The sequence below is a fragment of the Larkinella punicea genome (assembly GCF_003334855.1).
GTDB lineage: Bacteria > Bacteroidota > Bacteroidia > Cytophagales > Spirosomataceae > Larkinella > Larkinella punicea.
Genome location: NZ_QOWE01000005.1, coordinates 118,897 through 137,508, shown reverse-complemented (window position 1 = coordinate 137,508; position 18,612 = coordinate 118,897). Strand labels below are relative to the sequence as shown.

The window sequence follows — 18,612 nt, the reverse complement described above, 5'->3', positions numbered from 1 at the left end:
ACAAACCAAGAACGTATGAAATTCGGTGTAGTAGTATTCCCCGGCTCCAATTGCGACGACGATGCGGTCGACGCGCTGCGTGATCAACTGAAACAGGATGTCGTCAAGCTCTGGCACAAAGACCACGATTTGCAAGGCTGTGATTTCATCATTCTGCCCGGCGGTTTTTCCTACGGGGACTACCTTCGGACGGGGGCCGTTGCCCGGTTTTCGCCCATCATGAACGAAGTGATCAAACACGCCGAGCGGGGTGGTTACCTGATGGGCATCTGCAATGGTTTCCAGATTCTGGCCGAAGCGCGGCTGGTTCCCGGCGTTCTGCTGCGGAATACCAACCAGAAATACGTTTGTAAAAATATCTACCTCCGTCCGCAATCGAAGAGCGTTCTGCTGACCGCCGGTTTGGACGATCGGGCCTATAAAATCCCCATTGCCCACGGCGAAGGCCGGTATTTCATCGATGCCGATACGTTGAATGAACTGAACGACAACGATCAGATCATTTTCCGGTATTGCGACGAAGCGGGAAACATCACCGACGAAGCCAATCCGAACGGCAGTCTGGACAACATTGCGGGCGTCGCGAACGAACGCAAAAACGTGTTCGGCCTGATGCCTCACCCCGAACGGGCGGCCGATTCGCTGTTGGGCAATACCGACGGACGGCTGATTCTGGAGCAGTTGCTGAATACGGTTTTGGTATAGCGATCCTGTTCGTTTAATACATTGGAAAAGTCGGCTCATGTGGCCGACTTTTCGCGTTTATGAACTTCTGGATACCGGTCTATGCATTCGAGTTACTTTATTGACCGTTTGCTCAAACGTTCTCCAAAATAAGGGAGATCAAGTGTGACTTCAGGCTCGTGGCAACGTCTGACAACTAATCCTAACCATTCGTTGAGACCATGCTTCAGAAACTTTGTAATCGGTACGAATCCCTGAATTGTCTTGTCCGGAAACGAGCCACCGGTTCTCCCAAAGAATTGGCCCAAAAATTAGGCATCAGCGAACGGGCCTGGTATAAACTCCGCGACGAGTTGGTCAATGAACTGGGCGTTCCGCTGGCCTATTGCCCGGTCCGGCGGACGTACTACTATGCTGAAGAAGGGGAATTGGTATTTCGGTTTCGGCGCAAGTTAGAAGATGAGCAGATGGAGGGGTTGTCGGGCGGTTTTGGTGCGCATACTGCCGTTGCCCACGGAAGCTTTGAAAGTCTGATCCGGCTATGGGTATGACGGCCCTTTTTTTGATGGTTCCGGCTTATGGCCATTTGAATCTGACGTTCAAACTGGCGAGGCAGTTGCAATCCGATGGGTATCAGATCGTTTACGGGTATTTGGGGAAACCTGAACTGGCCCAGCAAATTCACCGGCAGGGATTCGCGGTGCATTGGTTGCAGAGTCTGCCGTTTGGAATAGGGGTAGAGGAAGCTACGCACAAAGAGAAAAGTGAGTCGTATCTGGAATCGTTACTGGATCGTTTTACGGACAAAACGTTTCGCGCCCGCTCGGCCGATTTGCAACGCACGGTCGACGCCCTAAAACCGGCCCTGATTTTCATCGATTCATATTACAGCACCGACTTTATCGTGTTGTATCCTTTCATTAAAGACAAAGGAATCGAGGTGGTTCTGCTGCAAACCATGTTGTCGACCTATGAAGATGCGGCTATTCCGCCTTTAAACAGCCAACGTATTCCCGGTCAGGATTCTGTCGGTGCAATCCGTCGGGCGTGGCGGGCCTATTACCGAAACCGGGCTTTCAAACAACTGGGGCAAACCCTATTGTATTTGGGCCGGAGCAACCACCGGATCATCCGGCAAAAGTTCCGGCAGAACGGTTTGCCCGATTACCACCGGATTCGCAATGATAAAACGTTTTATACCGGTTTCGATAATCTGCCGGAATGGATTCTTTACCCACGGGCCTTTGAATTTCCGCAGCGAACGCTTCATCCCTTTCAACAGCATCTGGGGTTGATGATCGATACCGGGCGGGTAGAAAACCCTTCATCGGCTTATCAAACCATGTTGAAGCAGCTTTCACAGGAGCGGCAGACGAATCCGAACGTAAAAGTGATGTATGCTTCCTTGGGAACCGTCTCGAACGCCCATGCCAAACCGCTTTTGCTCAAGCGGTTTTATCAGCGGCTGATCGCAGCCGCAGCCCGGCAACCCAATTGGCGCTTAATTGTGTCGGTTGGGCCGGAATTGAAAGACGCCTTTCCGACCCGTCTTCCGAACGGCTGGATTCACGAGCGGGTCCCGCAGGTGGATATGCTCCGGCATTGTGATGTTTTTGTGACACACGGCGGCCCCAATTCGGTGCTGGAAGGTGTTCTTTGCGGGGTTCCCATGCTGGCTTATCCGCTCAACGACACCTGGGATCAGAATGGTTACACCGCCCGACTGGCCTATTTCGGCTGTGGACTGACGGGTAACCTGCGAAAAGACCGTCCGGTAGATATGGAGCAAAAGATCCTGCAACTGCTGATGGAGCCAAAATTCAGGCAAAACCTATTGGCATTTCGGGAGCAATTGCAGGAATTTGACGGGACTAGGGCTTTATTTGCGCTATTGGGTGAAAAAAAATCTTAAAATTTTTCTACATTTTTTCGTCACTGCATTCTCAGTGCAGTGGGAAGTGCGATGTTTGGAAAGTCATTCAACGGGGAATGGCGGTAAACATAAACTTTTATGCAAAAGATTGAAATTTGCCAAATGGAAAACCTTCATGGCGGAGATTGTGACATGGCTGCGGGCTTTATGTATTCAGTTGGAACAGGGGCTATGTTTATTCCAGGCTTCCAGGTAATTGCTGTACTAGGCCTAGGGATAGGAGCTTTGATGACAGCTACAAATTGCGGCTACGGTAAACCACACTAAAAATTTGACAATGTGTTGATTGTGAACGAGTATATTCATTCTTCGGCACATTCATTTGCCCTCAATATTAATTTACTTAAACTCAGATCAAAATGAAAAAAATTAGCTTAACGCAGCAGCAACTTTTAATCGGCGGTTCCGCTTGCTCTGGTGCTTTGGGTGCCAGTATTGGTGCAACAGTTATTGCAGGAGCTGGAATATTCTTTGCTCCATTATCTATGGGTACTAGTCTTGTAGTGGCAGCAGGGGTTGCGACATTATGGAGTGCTGCAACCTGTTACGGTACGGGCTTTAGATAATAAGAGATAGTATTTAATGGTTTTTTGTAATTATTTAAAAAGAAGGGATTATTTTTTTAATATTACAAAATGCCTCTCATCCAGAATTTACCAAGTCTTTGCTTAGATTTGGATAAATTCTGGATGAAAAATGAAGGATATTGCATTTGTGGTATATCAATAATTTAATTCTTATGAAAAAACCTTTTTATAAAAACCAAATATTTATATATATGGCTTTTTTTGTTTCAATAATGACAGCCTTTAATTTGTATATTATTTATAGGCATGAGTTACTATTGGTGGTATTAATCCTTTTATCAGTATTAGCTATATTAGCAATTTGGAAGTTACCAAAACTTTTTAAATAAAATTGTAGTAGAGAAAATGAGTAGCTTGATTAAAGCTATACAGATCGCCTATCTGGCTTACTATGCCTACTATTTAGTAAAATTTGGCTCCAATGAAGGCCCTAAAAAAGAAGAGACAGAGTGGTTGTTAATCTCTTCTTTAGTGATCTTAGTTCTTAATGTAGTTTATTTTTACCGTAAAAAGAAAGCCGAAAATATTTAATGATTGTTCCTATGAATACTAACAATTTAATGCTGATTCGTGCTCTGGCGGGTCTTTGTGCAGGTTGTCTGCTACTGCTAATGTTAGTCAGATCTGACGCTACCATACTTACTGATGATATAGTGGATACGATAGCAGGTTTTATAACAGCAATGGCTTGTTTCGTGTTTTTTATGAAATTTTCTAAAAGAACAGGTAAGTGAATAAAAACATTATTGAGATGTTTTTAAATGAATGAAGAAAAGTGAAAAATTTACCTGGGGCCATTTGCTCACGATCATTGCCGATGCAATCGCCATCAGTTTTCTATTCTATGTTTTATTTCATAAAAAATAAGTCATGGCACTACGTCAGGTAAACGTCTTTCGGTTTGCTTTTTTGTGCGCCCTGGCAATGCTCGCCCAATGGGCGTTTCAATATTTTCTGATTTCCGATCAGTTGTATTTCAATTCGTTATCCAATCAACTCACTTACGAGCGCATTCAGGAGTTGATCGATCAGGGCAAAAAATGGCAATGGTTGGGCTATGCCCTGGTGCCGGTCTTGTACCTCGTAAAATTTGGGCTGGTTGCGGGTTGTCTGGGCATCGGCTATTTTTTTGCAACCAGCCAATTTGCCTTCAGGCGGTTTTTCGGCGTAGCGATTCAGGCCGAGTTGGTTTTTCTGATTCCCATTCTTTTTAAATTACTCTGGTTTTTGTTTGTGTAAACCGATTTTGATCTAACCACGATCAGCCAGTTTTATCCGCTTTCCGCCCTTACCTTATTCAACGCCAGCGAATTACCACCTTACTATCTGTATCCCTTACAGGCGCTGAATGTATTTGAAGTGGCCTACTGGTTTTTGCTGGCGTATGGCGTTACGCAGACTCTGGAAATGTCGTTCTCCAAAGCGTTTAGTCTGGTTTTATCCTCCTACGGCATCGGCTTACTGCTCTGGATCACCGTGGTTGTTTTTATCACCGTCACCTACGCATCCTGATATGAAAACCGGCCTGAAATACAGTGTCGTGATCGGTGTTCTGTTGCTGATCGGTTATTTTCTCAGCCGTACAGTCAGTGCCGTTAGCAACACGAATGAACTGAAAACCAAACGTCAAACCGTACCGGATTTTAGCCAACTGGCGATTCAAATGCCGTCGAAAACCGTACCGAAAACCATGTTGAAAGGCCGTACCAATGTCATTATCCTTTTCAATCCCGATTGCGAACATTGTCAGTACGAAGCCGCCGAAATCAGCAAAAACGGCGATGCGTTCAAACAGGCCGACGTCTGGATGCTGACCACCGAAAAACCGGCCCGGGTGCGTGCCTTTACGAAACAGTTTGGGCTGGACACGCTCGCCAATGTTTGCGTGGGCACACTCACCCCGGACGAACTGTATAAAACCTTCGGCCCAACCGCCGTGCCGCATTTGTTCATTTACGGCCCTGACGGCAACCTGCGCAAAGAATACAAAGGCGAAACGAAACTAGAAGCCATTCTGAAATACTTATGACCACACCCCAACGCATTACCAAAACCTTTACCCGGCAGCTCGACCAAACCGACTGCGGAGTGGCCTGTCTGCTGTCGCTGGTTCGCTACCACGGCGGAGACGTCTCGCGTGAGCGGCTGCGCGAACTGAGCGGCACCAGCATTCAGGGCACCACGATGCTGGGGTTGTGCCAGGCGGCAACGGGACTGGGTTTGGAGGCCGATGGTTTTGAAGCGGATAGTGTTCAAAATCTGCACGATCTGACCATGCCGGTCGTTCTGCATGTGGTTCTGGAGGAGCGGTTGCAGCATTATGTGGTATTTTATGGAATCATACCCGCCAGTCTTCCAAAAGGACAGACGAATCCCTCTTCCGGGGTAAAATACCGCATCGGTGATCCCGGCAAGGGCGTGGTCGAGATGACGGCGGAAGAACTGGAAACCATCTAGCAATCAAGAGCACTGCTGCAGGTCACGCCAACCGAGTCTTTCGTACAAACCGGTCAGCAGCAAAAAGGCCAATGGCAGTGGTTTCGGGCATTGATCCGGGACGACGTGCCGCTGCTGGGCATAGCGGCTGGTTTGGGAATTCTGATTGCCGTCCTTGGGTTGTCGATGGCCTTGTTTTCCCAACGATTGATTGACGACATCCTGCCGAAGCAGAATGCCGAAAAACTTACACTGGGACTAGTCTTGCTGGCGGTGTTGTTGCTGGCCCGGTCCGGATTGAATTACCTGCGGAGTTTCTTTCTCCTGCGCCAAAGCCGTGAATTCAACATCCGGATTGCCGATAGCTTTTTTCGGGATTTACTTCGATTACCCAAAGCGTTTTTTGACACCCGCAAAACCGGCGATCTGGTCGCCCGGTTGAACGACACCCGCCGAATTCAAAGCACCATCAGTTTTCTGACCGGTAGCGTGGTCATCGACACCCTGGTCGTTCTGATTACGGCCGGGGTACTTTTTCGTTATTCCTGGCAGATTGGGTTGCTGTCGCTGCTCAGTTTTCCGTTATACGGCTGGTTGGTCTGGCGGTTTAATGGTCGGATTATCACCGGGCAACGCGAGGTGATGGCGTCCTATGCCCGCACAGAATCTCACTTTATCGACAGCATGAGCGGTATTGGCGCGATCAAAGCCGGTCGGCGGGAGGAGTTTTTTGCCCGGATTACCCAAAGCGTTTATCAATTGTTCCAGCATAAACTCTATGATCTGGGTTTGCTGGGAAACCGGTACGGCATTCTCAGTGAGGTAGTCGGCGTCGGTTTGTTGATGGCCCTGATCAGCGTAACGGCTTTTATGGTGTTGCAAAAGCACCTGTTACTCGGCGAAATGATGGCGATTATTAGTATGGCCAGCACGCTGATTTCTTCGGTTTCGAAGCTTTCAACCACCAATATTCAGTTACAGGAAGCCCGTGTAGCCTTTGATCGAATGCGGGAGTTTTTCCGCAATCGATCAAAATTTTCAACGGGACTTTGCTGGATAACATTTGCCTGGGCAATGTGCTGGAAGAAGGCGAAGCAGTCGTTCAATTTTGCCAGAAACACGGTTTTGACCGGTATTTTGAATCCCTTCCGCAAAGCTACCTTACCTTGGTTGGTGAAGAAGGTATTAATCTCTCCGGCGGACAACAGCAACTGGTGGGGCTGGCTCGGGCGTTGTACCGGCGTCCACAACTGCTGTTGCTGGATGAAGCAACTTCGGCACTCGACCGCCAGACCGAGCAGTTTGTGTTGGACCTCCTAGACCGGCTACGCCCCCAATTGGCTACGGTATTGGTAACACACCGCAGCCAGTCGGTACAACTGACAGATCGTGTCTATGGCTTGGCCACAGGCTGTCTGGAAGAGCAGAAAGCAGTAGCTATGTTTTCCTGAATGTCGGGTGAAAGGATGCTATTCAACAGGGTAGATGTGACTTTTTCGGATTAATCACGTCTGACAACTAATCCTAACGTTGTCAAACCCAGTCGTTGACCCACACAACTACTTTCTTTCACCATGGAACTGGTCATTAAAGAACTCCGCAAATCCTATTCGGGAAAAACCGTGCTCGATGCCCTCAATCTGACCTTTCGGGGTGGTGATGTGATTGGGCTGCTGGGCAAAAACGGATCGGGGAAAACCACCTTTCTCAATTGCCTGATCGACCTGATTGCACCCGATAGCGGGGAATTCTATTTCAAAGGCGAGGAGTTAACGGGAGATCGCTTGCCGTTAAAACGGGTGCTGGGCATCGTGTCCGACGTCATTCCGCCCGTGCCTGAATTTACCGGCGCGGACTACCTGCGCTTTATGGGCTTGATCCACAAGCTTGATGACGCGACGTTTCAAAAACGCTCGACCGACTTGACCAATTTCTTTTTTGACGAACCCGGCGTCCTGAAAAAGAAGATTAGCCAGTATTCGACGGGAATGATCAAAAAGATTAGTTTCTGTGCAGCGATTCTTCACATCCCATCGGTCGTCATCCTGGACGAACCGTTTGCCGGTCTCGACCCCATAGCCGTCCGGCAGTTGATTTCATTCCTCCAAACGTATCGGCGGGCCGACCGCATCATCCTGGTTGCGTCCCACGACCTGAGTTATTTGGAAGAAATCGCCACGCGCATTCTGGTGTTGGATGAGACCCAGATCAAATTTGACGGCAAACTGGCGGACTTTACCGAACAAGGCACCAAAGTCATCAGTGAGGCTCTGTTCGAGATATTAGTACCAAAGACCAAACAAACCACTTTCGACTGGCTCTAACTTCTCCGAATGATGTTTCCCATCCTTGTTTTCGCCTTGCGTAGGCGGTTTTTTGGCTTCTTCCGGAGTGCAGAGTCGATCCTCGGACTGATCCTGCGGCTTGTTTTCATGGCCGCTCTGGCGTTGAGCGCGGGTGCAATGGGCTGGTTGATCGATTTGGCTGCCACTTCTGACAAAATGGGAGCTAATCCCAACAATCTCATCCTGATCAGCAACGGTGTCGTCTGTGGGCAGTGGATGTGGATGGAATTCTTTCCGACCTACACACCACGGTCAACGCTATTTTCAAAAACCTTTCCGATTCCATATCGCGCTCAGTGGATCGGGACGCTGTTGTATGATGCGTTTACGGTTTCGGTGGTTGGTTCGGGATTGCTTTTCGTCATCCTGAACGCATTTTCGGAAACGTATACCAACGCGCATCTGGTGTCTTCACTCCTGCTGCTGGGCAACGCCGTAATTTTTGTTCAACTGCTGAAAGCGTTCCTGGAATCGACGCACGGCGGCAAGCGGTATTCCTGTTGGGTTGGGGAATGCTGAGTGTCCTGATCGGTTTTTCGGCCTGGCATTGGCGGTTCGACCCGACCGGATTGCTTCTTGTTTTGAGTGTTGCTTTAGCCAGCCAAAGTATACTCTTGTATTTACTGGATCGGGCTGCTCTGGCGAGAACGGAATCAACGGTTCTGCTCGTAAAGACAAACTACCTGTCACCGGTTTATACGGCCTTCATCAACAATGCCCAGGCGCGAAAAGCCTTCGCGTTCGGAATCTTGATGAAAGCACTATTGCTGTTGTTTTCATCAAAAATGTTGGCGAGTGATTTTTCATCGGCCAACTTTGTGCTTTTCTTATACGTTTCCCCAATGATTTTATTCAATTATGTGGCCAATAATAGCTGGGGTTTCTTTCCGGCCTTGTGGATCAACGGTTCGTTAGGGAGTCGCTCGGAGGTGTATTTGATTTATTTTCAGCTTTTTATCATTCCTGTTCTAATTGATCTGATCGTAACCATCAGCGTCCTTGCCTTCTTAAACCTGCTCAGTGGGCACCTCCTCTCTTTTTACCTCATCAGTACGGCTTGTTTCAGCTTGAATGGCCTTCTTTTTTCGCAGTATAAAGCGTTTCGGGTACACAACAGCCTGAGTTTTGGTCAGGTAAAAAGTAATGTAAGTGGCTGGAGTATTTTTATCAATTTTCTTTTACTGATCGGGATTGGTCTGGCGCTGAAAACCGTAGTGACGACCTTCGTCCTCTGCCTGGGTCTGGTGCTTGCTGTCGGGTATGTATTCCGTTCTATTTTGCCACGGGATCGCAATGCGATTCACAGAATTTACAAAAGTGTATTCGTAGACCGGGAGTAAAGCCAAAGAAGGAGTCTACAAGCCATTCATTCGGATTTATTTAAGTGTGCAAATTGCGTATATTAGTAACTTGGCCTGGAAAATGCTGTTAATTACGGTAATTTTATACACTGCCATTGTACGCATTGAATGCCATGCCAATTCCAATTAATGAGCCTGAAAGAGTAAGAGCCTTGCACCGGTACCAGATTCTGGACACGGTTCCCGAGAAGGAATTTGACCGGCTGACCGAACTGGCATCCCTGATTTGTCAGGTTCCAATTTCATTGGTATCGCTCATCGACGACCACCGGCAATGGTTTAAATCGCGGGTTGGCCTCGACCTGAAAGAAACCAGCCGGGATATTGCGTTTTGCCGGTATGCCATTCTGAACAGTGACCTCTTCGAAGTGGAAGATGCCGCACGGGATACGCGCTTCAAAGAAAACCCGCTGGTTACTTTGGATCCCCACATCCGCTTTTACGCGGGCTACCCGTTGACCGATTCCGATGGCTATGCGTTGGGAACGCTTTGTGTATTGGACCGGATTCCCCGGCAACTTACTGAAAATCAAAAACAATCATTGCGTCTGCTGGGTGATGCCGCTCTGGAACTGATTGTCAAACATCGCCATAACCAGGAACTGAAATACCTCGGCAACCTTTTTACGCTGTCAAATGACCTGATCTGTGTGGCGGGTACCGACGGTTATTTTAAAAAACTCAACCCGGCTTTTCAGGATGTGCTCGGCTGGGATGAATCCTATCTGTTGCGGACTTCTTTTTTTGATTTGGTTCACCCGGACGATTTGCAGGCCACGCAGAACGAAATTGCCGAATTGGCATCGGGCAAGTCGACCATTAATTTTGCCCACCGGTTTTGTTGCCAAAATGGCACCTACCGGAACCTGCAATGGGTAGCGACCCCCGAACCTGACACCGGATATCTGTTTGCCATTGCCCGGGACATTACCGACGAGAAGGAGAAAGAGCGTCTGTTGTTTCAGTCGGAAAACAAATTCCGCTCGTTTTTTGAAAACTCCCAGGGTCTCATGTGTATTCATGATCTGGAGGGGAAACTGCTTACCGTCAACAGTGCCGGTTCCCACGCTCTGGGCTATGAACCGGCAGAGTTAGTTGGCCTGCGCTTGTCAGATATTGTTCCCGAAGTTCACCAGGCGGCACTTTCCGCGTACCTGCAAACCATCAATAAAACCGGTCGGGCCAGCGGGCTGATGCACACGCTCACCAAAGACGGGTCGTTGTTGATCTGGTTGTTCAACAACATCCTGGAAAAAGAACTGAACGGCCATACGTATGTGATCGGTAATGCTATCGACATTACCCGCAGACACCAGTTGGAAGCGGATTTGAACCGGACCAAACAAATACTGGAACAAACGAATGAGGTGGCCCGGATCGGAACCTGGGAAGTGAATGTTGTTCAGGAAACCGTATACTGGTCAGCGGTAACCAAAGCCATTCATGAAGTGCCAAAAGACTATGTCCCGGATTTTCATGCGGCTGTATCTTTCTTCAAAGGGAAGAATTACGAGCAGATTATGGAAGCCGTAAACCGCTCCGTTCAGGAAGGTATAGCCTATGATGTAGAATTACAAATCGTTACGGCGAAAGGACGGACTGTATGGATTCGGGCGCTGGGAACCCCCGAATACCAGAACGGAAAGTGTGTTCGCTTATACGGCACGTTTCAGGATATTGATGAACGAAAGAAAGCAGAGCAGGCATTGCTCAACGAAAAACTCAGACTGGCCGCTTTTGTCGAACACGCCCCGGCGGCTGTCGCGATGTTTGACCGGGAAATTCGTTACATCGCCGTCAGCAGCCGCTGGATGGAGGAATATCACCTGGGGGGAAGTGTGCTCGGCCGGTCCCATTATGACGTATTTCCCAATGTGTCGGACGAGTGGAAGGCCATTCACAGCCGTTGCGTCGAGGGGGCGGTGGAAAAGAATGAGGAGGACATCTGGCGGCCCGAGGGATGGGATCATGACCAGTATCTGCGCTGGGAAGTCCGGCCGTGGTACCAGTTCGATGGCTCCATCGGCGGAATCATGATGTTCACCCAGGACATCACCGAAATTTGTCTACAGCGTGATGAGCTGAAAAAAGCGAAGATTCTGGCCGAGCAGGCCAGTCTGGCGAAATCGGAATTTCTGGCCAACATGAGCCATGAGATCAGAACCCCGCTCAATGGCGTCATCGGGTTCACGGATCTGGTGCTGAAAACTGCCCTGAATACCACGCAGCAGCAGTATTTGTCCATCGTCAACCAATCAGCCAATACCTTGCTGAGCATCATCAACGACATCCTGGATTTTTCGAAGATCGAAGCCGGAAAACTGGAGCTGGCGATTGAAAAAACGGATATTTACGAGATCAGTAGCCAGGTGGCCGACACCATCACGTACCAGGCTCAGAACAAAGGGCTGGAGGTGTTATTAAATCTTTCCGTTGACCTCCCCCGGTTTGTCTTTGTCGATTCGGTGCGGTTGAAACAGGTGCTGGTCAATTTGCTGGGGAATGCCGTAAAATTCACCGAGAAGGGTGAAATTGAACTGAAAATTACGGCATTGAGCGATGTTGCAGAAGACCATGTTACGTTTCGGTTTGAAGTGCGGGATACCGGTATTGGCATCAAACCGGAAATGCAGGAACGCATATTTGACGCTTTTTCCCAGGAAGACCCTTCCACGACGAAAAAATACGGCGGAACCGGTCTGGGGTTGACCATCTCCAACAAGCTGCTGGGCTTGATGGGAGGCCAGCTTCAGTTGACGAGCAATCCCGGTGAAGGTAGTTGCTTTTTCTTCGAAATCAGGCTTAAGGCGGAACCGGGGGATGCAATCGTCTGGCGCGATAACCTCCCGATCAATACCGTGCTGATCGTGGATGACAATGCACACAACCGCCTTATTTTGCGGCAAATGTTTTTGTTGAAAAACATTGAAGTAGAGGAAGTTAGTAACGGTTTTGAAGCGCTTCAGTTGCTGGGCCGCCATAAAAAATACGATGTCATTCTGATGGATTACCACATGCCCTACATGGATGGGCTGGAAACGATTCAGAAAATAAGGACTACCTTTCCGCCGTCGCCCGGCGAGCAACCCATCATCTTTCTGCATAGTTCATCGGATGACGAAAAAATCATCAAAGCCTGTGAGTCGCTGGATGTTAACCAACGGTTGGTGAAACCCATCAAAATGCAGGAGCTGTACCAGGCCCTGTACCGGCTGGTTCAGCAGGACGAAAAACCCGTGCCGGCATTGCCCGCCCGCCCAACCGCGGTTGATAGCCAAGCTGTGAAGGTGTTGATCGTGGAGGATAATAAGATCAACCTGCTGCTGGCGAAAGTCATCATCGGGCGGATTGCCCCGAACGCGCATATTTTTGAAGCGGCTAACGGCGTGGAAGCGGTTCAGTGTTACATCCAGGAATCTCCCGATCTGATTCTGATGGATGTTCAGATGCCGTTGATGAATGGGTACGAAGCCACGCAGCGGATTCGGGAATTGGAGAAAGACCGGCGCATTCCGGTTATTGCCCTGACGGCGGGAACCGTGAAAGGGGAGCGGGAGAAGTGTCTGGTGGCCGGGATGGACGATTTTCTTACCAAACCCATTGTGGAAGAATCCCTGGCTTCTCTGTTTAGGGTGTGGCTTGCAGCCGAATCGAAGAACGCGAACGCAACTGAGCAGCCCGGTGAGCGTAATCCGCATTTTGACCCGGAACCGTAAACGAACTACCCGACCGGGGTTCTGCCGAAACGTAACACGATCCTGGATGGAACAGCGAATAGGCCCCTTACCGAATCCTAAAATCCCCCAATCCGCAATTGGATATGAATCAAATCCTTCCGGAAAACGTCATTTCTCCTGCACAGGCCGGGTGAGTCGTCCTTACCGCAAATCCACCACTTCAACGCCGGGATACTTGGTTTTATCAAACACAAAATATGCATCGGCTACGGCCACGTTTGGCGTGAATTTGTCGATCGTATAACTGGTTACTTTACCGGTTTTGTCGGTCAGTTTCCAGCCTTTCACCTGCTTGTCTTTCTTGTTGACCGAAATTTGTACTTTAACAATCTGGGTACTTTTCTTTTCGGGTGTCAGTTCCACCACTTCGACGGGTTGACCACCCTGTTTCTGCTCACCGATGTATTTGTAGTTGTACCCTTGCTTGTAGATGGAATAGATCTTCGTCGGATTGAAATCCCCGGCAGCACCGGCGTCGTAGTCCTGAACGTTCACTTCGTTGGTTTCCTTGATGTAGGTAGACATCGTTTTGCCGTCGGTGAAAACTTCCTGACCGGCCAGCTTCAACCGGAACGCGTTCTTTTTCACCGTTAAATCGCCTTTGTAATTGCTTCCTTCGCCCGTGTAAGTGAAGGCGGCTTTGTAGGAATTCAGCGCTTTGTATTTGGCACTCATGGCATCTAAAACCTCCGATGCTTTTTTATCTTTTTGCGCCACCGATGGCAGCGAAAATCCAATAACCAATGCCCACAATAAGGCTAATTTTTTCATGTGTATCGTCTTTTACGTAATTTTGGGTAATTCGCTAAAACCGCCCGCAAAGTTGCTGACCGTTTCGTAGGTAGACAAGATTTATGGGAAAAAGTTTAATGAATTGATAAAAGGGAGAAAAGGATGAAGGGAAGAGGGTTCCGGTTTACCGCTCTTCCCTTCATCCTTTTCTCCCTTTTATCAATTCATATTTTTCAGAACTTCCTCCAGCGTATGGATGTCCTGAATCAGCACCTCGCGGGCTTTGCTGCCTTCAAAGGCCCCCACAATACCGGCGGCTTCCAACTGGTCGATGAGCCGCCCGGCCCGGTTGTAGCCTAACTTCAACCGACGCTGAATGAGCGACGTACTGCCCTGCTGGTGATTGACCACCAGACGAGCCGCTTCGTCGAACATCGGATCGCGGTTTTCGAGATCAATTTCTTTCTCTTCACTGCTTCCCGATTCATCACCGGCAAATTCGGGCAGGTTATACGCCGAATCATACCCGCGCTGGCTGCCGACAAATTCGCAGATATCTTCAATTTCGTTGGTATCGACAAACGGACATTGCAGCCGGACAATGTCGGAATTGGACGAGAACAGCATGTCTCCCATCCCGACCAATTGCTCGGCGCCACCCGTATCGAGAATGGTCCGGGAGTCGATTTTAGACGTCACCTTGAACGACAGGCGCGCCGGGAAGTTGGCTTTGATCAAACCCGTAATGACGTTTACGGACGGCCGTTGGGTGGCCACCACCAGGTGAATCCCGATGGCCCTCGCCAACTGCGCCAGGCGGGCAATGGGTTGTTCGACTTCCTTGCCCGCCGTCATCATCAGGTCGGCTAACTCATCGATGACGAGCACAATGTATGGCAGGAACTTATGGCCCTTTTCCGGGTTCAACCGGCGCTGGATGAACTTGGCGTTGTATTCTTTCAGGTTCCGGCACTGTGCGTCTTTGAGCAGGTTATACCGGTTGTCCATCTCGATACAAAGCGAGTTGAGCGTGTTGACCACCTTTTTCGTGTCGGTAATAATCGGCTCGTCGCTGTCGGGCAACTGGGCCAGAAAATGCCGTTCGAGCTTGTTGAACAGCGTCAACTCCACCTTTTTCGGATCGACCAGAATGAGCTTGAGCTGCGAGGGGTGTTTCTTGTAAATCAGCGACGTCAGCAACACATTCAACCCGACAGATTTCCCCTGTCCTGTGGCACCCGCCATGAGCAGGTGGGGCATTTTGGCCAGATCGGCCACGTAAATTTCGTTGGAAATGGTTTTGCCCATCACCACCGGCAACTCAAAATTACTTTTGGTAAACTTCTCGGTCGACATCACCGAGCGCATCGCCACCATTTCCCGGTTTTTGTTCGGCACCTCGATACCGATGGTTCCCTGGCCGGGCATCGGCGCAATGATCCGAATACCGAGGGCGGCCAAACTCAGGGCAATGTCATCTTCCAGACTCTTGATTTTTGAGATCCGGACCCCAGCCGCCGGAATGATCTCGTACAGCGTGACGGTTGGCCCGATGGTCGCCTTGATGCTGTCGATCGTGATGCCGTAATTCTGGAGCGTTTCCACAATCCGGTCTTTGTTGGCTTCCAGTTCTTCCGCCGAAACCTGGGCCTTTTTATTTTCCGGATATTCGGTCAGTAAGTCGATGGTCGGAAACTGATACCGGGGCAGATCGAGCGTCGGGTCATACAGACCGTGCAATTTCAACGCATCCTCGTCCAACTCGTCCGTTGGTCCGGCAAACACTTCTGCAACGGGTTGGGGCGATTCAGATGCCGGTTCGACCGGCGTGGTATCGGCAATGGTGAACGTCAGCGGTTTTTTAGCGGGTGGCCCCGATCCATTCACCTTTCCGGGCTTCAGTTCGGTCGTATGCCCATTCAGGGATTCGGGTTCCGCCGGGACTTCAGCAACCGGGGCCGGCGTCGGTGTGGGGACCGGTTTTGGAACGCCGTTGGTTGCCGGTTTGACGTCGATAAAGTCTTTTACATCGTCTTCATCCTCCTCTTCCGGATCGTCCTCTTCGCCATCATAAGCAGATTTGGCGGTCGAAACCGGTCTTTGGGGTAACGAGATTGACGGTAATTTGGTGATTCCGTAGAAAAAAACGAGAAAGACGAACAAGGCAAACCCGATGATGGCAAGACCACCCCAGCCAATGAGGTTATAGAGCCAGACGTTCACTTCGTAGCCAATGCCACCGCACCAGACGCTGCCCTGCCCGACGGAGTCGGTGGACAGAACGATGTAACCGGCCAGCGCACTGATCCAGGTCATGTAAAACAGCACGGCTTTGGTCGTGCGGCTCAACGGCAACAGTTCGAAATTGAAAGCCAGTTTACACCCGGCTAAAAACAGGATGATGGGAATGCCGAGGGCGGCAATTCCGAACCAGCGGAAAATGAATACGTGGGCGATGTAAGCCCCCAGAATACCCAGGAAATTCCGCATTTCGGTGCCCGATTCCCGCAGGGGCGCATCGGACACTTTGCTCAGCACGCTCTGGTCGGCCTGACCGGTGAGCAAGTACGAGCAGAAGGCTACGGTGAGCCCAATGGCCAGCAGCATCAGCAACCCGCCAAAGGCTAATTGCGACCGGCGGTCGGCTTGCCAGGCCGGCCATTTCATCGAAACCGACGATGGCCGCGGTTTCGGCCGCTCATTCCGAACGGAGTTTTGTCGGTTAATGGGTTGACTCATTTTTTTGTAAACTGCTATAATCTACCTCTTCTGCCAATACTTTGCAAATCTCTTTCGCCAACGTAGGGCCTTCATAAATGAACCCCGTGTACACCTGCACCAAACTGGCCCCAGCCCGCAGTTTTTCGAGCGCGTCTTCCGCCGTTGCAATACCACCTACCCCAATAACCGGGAACGCATGACCCGATTGTTGACAAAGATAACGAATCACCTCCGTCGAACGTTGTTTTAACGGCGCTCCGCTGACGCCACCCATGCCTATTTTTTCAACAGTCTGGGCATCGGTTTGTAAACCGTCGCGGCTAATCGTCGTGTTGGTTGCAATAATACCGGCAATGCGGGTGGTGGTAACAATTTCGATAATATCATCCAACTGACTGTCGGTCAGATCGGGGGCAATTTTGAGCAGAATGGGTTTCGCAACTGGTTTCCGGCGGTTTTCATCCTGCAAGCGTTGCAACAGGGCCATGAGCGGTTCTTTTTCCTGCAAGGCCCGCAACCCCGGCGTGTTGGGCGAACTGACGTTGACGACGAAATAATCGACGGTATCGAACAGGTCGTGAAAGCAGGCCAGGTAATCGTCCAGCGCGTTTTCGTTCGGCGTCATTTTGTTCTTGCCGATGTTTCCGCCAATGATCAGTTGCTGGCCCGAACGCCGTTTGCGCAGCCGGCTGGCAGCCGCTTTGGCACCTTCGTTGTTGAAACCCATGCGGTTGATCAGCCCTTTGTCGGCTTTCAGACGAAAAAGCCGGGGGCGGTCGTTGCCGGCCTGGGGGCGGGGTGTTACGGTGCCGATTTCAATAAAGCCAAAACCCAGGCAGGCGAGTTCGTCTACCCATTCTGCATTTTTGTCGAACCCAGCGGCCAGGCCGACGGGATTGGCAAACTGAATGCCGAAAACTTCCCGTCTCAGGCGTGGATCGTCGACGGTAAACAACTGACGGGCCAGCCAGCGAAAACCGGGGATGGCCAGCGAAATTTTCAGGAAAGAAGTAACAAAATGGTGAATTTGTTCAGCATCAAAACGAAAGAGGAGAGGCAGGACGACGCGCTTGTACATAACACAAATGTACAGAACTGTCGGGATGTGGTGCAAGCCGCCAGATGGATAATTAACTGCCGGAAAAATTAATTTCCCGGCAGTCATTCCCCGGCCGCTGATGGTCCGTTGTGCTGTTCGGTTAACTCCCAAACAGATCGGACGACAAATAGCGGTCGCCCCGGTCGCAGATGATGCAGACCACGACGCCTTGTTCCAGTTCCTCGATGAGCTTGAGGGCGGCATAAACGGAACCTCCGCTGCTCATCCCGGCAAAAATCCCTTCTTCGCGGGCCAGCCGGCGGGTCATCCGGGTGGCGTCGTCCTGCGACATTTCAATGACGCGATCGACGCGGCTGGGTTCAAAAATCTTGGGCAGGTATTCCTGGGGCCATTTCCGAATTCCCGGAATCTGTGACCCTTCGGAAGGCTGGCAGCCCACCACCTGAACCGCCGGATTCTGTTCCTTCAGATACCGGGACGTTCCCATGATGGTGCCGGTGGTTCCCATGGCTGAAACAAAATGAGTAATTTTACTCTGAGTATCTTTCCAGATTTCGGGGCCTGTGGTGCGGTAATGGGCTAAGTAGTTGTCAGGATTGGCAAATTGATTAAGCAGAAAATAATGGCCTTTTGTGGCCTGTTCCTCGGCATAATCGCGGGCGCTCTCCATGGTTTCCAGCAACGTCACTTTTGCGCCGAATGCCTGCATGGTCAGAATCCGTTCGCGGGTCGAGTTCTGGGGCAAAACCAGCTCGATTTCAACGTTGTAGAGCCGGGCAATCATAGCCAGTGCAATGCCGGTGTTTCCACTCGTGGCTTCGATCAATTTCATACCCGGTTTAAGATCACCACGATCGATAGCTCCTTTGATCATGCTGTAGGCCGGACGATCCTTCACGCTGCCGCCCGGATTGTGTCCTTCCATCTTTCCGAACAGCTTAACGCCTGACTTTGAGTTAATATGCTTTAATTCAACCAATGGGGTGTTCCCAACAAAATCTAATAAAGTAGCCATG

At 50.0% G+C, this 18,612-nt stretch carries 18 protein-coding genes and 1 pseudogene; 15 read left to right on the top strand and 4 right to left on the bottom strand.

What is annotated here, in order from left to right:
- Positions 1-15: 15 nt before the first annotated feature.
- The 15 genes and pseudogenes from purQ (at position 16) to DUE52_RS07405 (ending at position 13,062) form a co-directional block, all read left to right on the top strand.
- Complete coding sequence (gene purQ, locus DUE52_RS07480; protein WP_114405364.1) at positions 16-705, top strand: phosphoribosylformylglycinamidine synthase subunit PurQ; 690 nt, start codon at positions 16-18, stop codon at positions 703-705.
- Between the two features lie 200 nt (positions 706-905).
- Positions 906-1,235, top strand: a complete 330-nt coding sequence (locus tag DUE52_RS07475; protein ID WP_114405363.1) for a hypothetical protein — start codon at positions 906-908, stop codon at positions 1,233-1,235.
- The gene (locus tag DUE52_RS07470; RefSeq protein ID WP_165840886.1) at positions 1,232-2,596 is read left to right on the top strand and encodes a nucleotide disphospho-sugar-binding domain-containing protein; all 1,365 of its coding nucleotides are present in this window, start codon (positions 1,232-1,234) and stop codon (positions 2,594-2,596) included. Before DUE52_RS07475 ends, DUE52_RS07470 begins: the two co-directional genes overlap by 4 nt.
- 99 nt (positions 2,597-2,695) lie before the next feature.
- Positions 2,696-2,884 (top strand): hypothetical protein, encoded by a 189-nt coding sequence (locus DUE52_RS07465; protein ID WP_114405361.1) that lies wholly within the window; start codon positions 2,696-2,698, stop codon positions 2,882-2,884.
- A 92-nt stretch (positions 2,885-2,976) separates the two neighbouring features.
- Complete coding sequence (locus tag DUE52_RS32055) at positions 2,977-3,183, top strand: hypothetical protein (protein ID WP_133299782.1); 207 nt, start codon at positions 2,977-2,979, stop codon at positions 3,181-3,183.
- An 891-nt stretch (positions 3,184-4,074) separates the two neighbouring features.
- Positions 4,075-4,443 carry a hypothetical protein gene (locus tag DUE52_RS07445; RefSeq protein ID WP_114405357.1) on the top strand — a complete coding sequence of 123 codons (369 nt, stop codon included), beginning with the start codon at positions 4,075-4,077 and terminating at the stop codon, positions 4,441-4,443.
- 120 nt (positions 4,444-4,563) lie between these two features.
- On the top strand, positions 4,564-4,716 hold the full coding sequence (locus DUE52_RS32350; protein ID WP_165840885.1) for a hypothetical protein: 153 nt from the start codon (positions 4,564-4,566) through the stop codon (positions 4,714-4,716).
- A gap of 1 nt (position 4,717) precedes the next feature.
- On the top strand, positions 4,718-5,233 hold the full coding sequence (locus DUE52_RS07440) for a peroxiredoxin family protein (RefSeq protein ID WP_165840884.1): 516 nt from the start codon (positions 4,718-4,720) through the stop codon (positions 5,231-5,233).
- Positions 5,230-5,661, top strand: a complete 432-nt coding sequence (locus DUE52_RS07435) for a cysteine peptidase family C39 domain-containing protein (protein WP_114405355.1) — start codon at positions 5,230-5,232, stop codon at positions 5,659-5,661. Before DUE52_RS07440 ends, DUE52_RS07435 begins: the two co-directional genes overlap by 4 nt.
- A 105-nt stretch (positions 5,662-5,766) precedes the next feature.
- Positions 5,767-6,576 (top strand): annotated as a pseudogene (locus DUE52_RS07430) (ABC transporter transmembrane domain-containing protein); the annotation flags it as partial.
- Between the two features lie 113 nt (positions 6,577-6,689).
- Positions 6,690-7,091: an ATP-binding cassette domain-containing protein gene (locus DUE52_RS33060; RefSeq protein WP_374755892.1), complete on the top strand. Its 402-nt coding sequence runs from the start codon at positions 6,690-6,692 to the stop codon at positions 7,089-7,091.
- A gap of 123 nt (positions 7,092-7,214) precedes the next feature.
- Positions 7,215-7,964, top strand: coding sequence for an ABC transporter ATP-binding protein (locus DUE52_RS07420; RefSeq protein WP_114405353.1), 750 nt, complete (start codon positions 7,215-7,217; stop codon positions 7,962-7,964).
- Between the two features lie 9 nt (positions 7,965-7,973).
- On the top strand, positions 7,974-8,504 hold the full coding sequence (locus tag DUE52_RS07415; RefSeq protein WP_114405352.1) for a hypothetical protein: 531 nt from the start codon (positions 7,974-7,976) through the stop codon (positions 8,502-8,504).
- The gene (locus tag DUE52_RS07410) at positions 8,498-9,325 is read left to right on the top strand and encodes a hypothetical protein (protein ID WP_114405351.1); all 828 of its coding nucleotides are present in this window, start codon (positions 8,498-8,500) and stop codon (positions 9,323-9,325) included. Before DUE52_RS07415 ends, DUE52_RS07410 begins: the two co-directional genes overlap by 7 nt.
- 134 nt (positions 9,326-9,459) lie before the next feature.
- A complete protein-coding gene (locus DUE52_RS07405; protein ID WP_114405527.1) occupies positions 9,460-13,062 on the top strand; it encodes a response regulator in 3,603 nt (1,200 codons plus the stop codon).
- 162 nt (positions 13,063-13,224) lie between these two features.
- Here DUE52_RS07405 and lolA1 read toward each other — a convergent pair whose 3' ends face one another.
- From lolA1 to cysM, 4 genes are all read right to left on the bottom strand, one after another.
- Entirely contained in the window at positions 13,225-13,854 is a 630-nt protein-coding gene (gene lolA1, locus DUE52_RS07400) for an outer membrane lipoprotein periplasmic chaperone LolA1 (RefSeq protein ID WP_114405350.1), read from the bottom strand.
- 180 nt (positions 13,855-14,034) lie between these two features.
- On the bottom strand, positions 14,035-16,554 hold the full coding sequence (locus tag DUE52_RS07395) for an FtsK/SpoIIIE family DNA translocase (protein ID WP_114405349.1): 2,520 nt from the start codon (positions 16,552-16,554) through the stop codon (positions 14,035-14,037).
- Complete coding sequence (locus DUE52_RS07390) at positions 16,538-17,614, bottom strand: quinone-dependent dihydroorotate dehydrogenase (RefSeq protein WP_114405348.1); 1,077 nt, start codon at positions 17,612-17,614, stop codon at positions 16,538-16,540. The genes DUE52_RS07395 and DUE52_RS07390 overlap by 17 nt, the downstream gene beginning before the upstream one ends.
- A gap of 121 nt (positions 17,615-17,735) precedes the next feature.
- The gene (gene cysM, locus DUE52_RS07385) at positions 17,736-18,611 is read right to left on the bottom strand and encodes a cysteine synthase CysM (protein WP_114405347.1); all 876 of its coding nucleotides are present in this window, start codon (positions 18,609-18,611) and stop codon (positions 17,736-17,738) included.
- Position 18,612 lies beyond the last annotated feature (1 nt).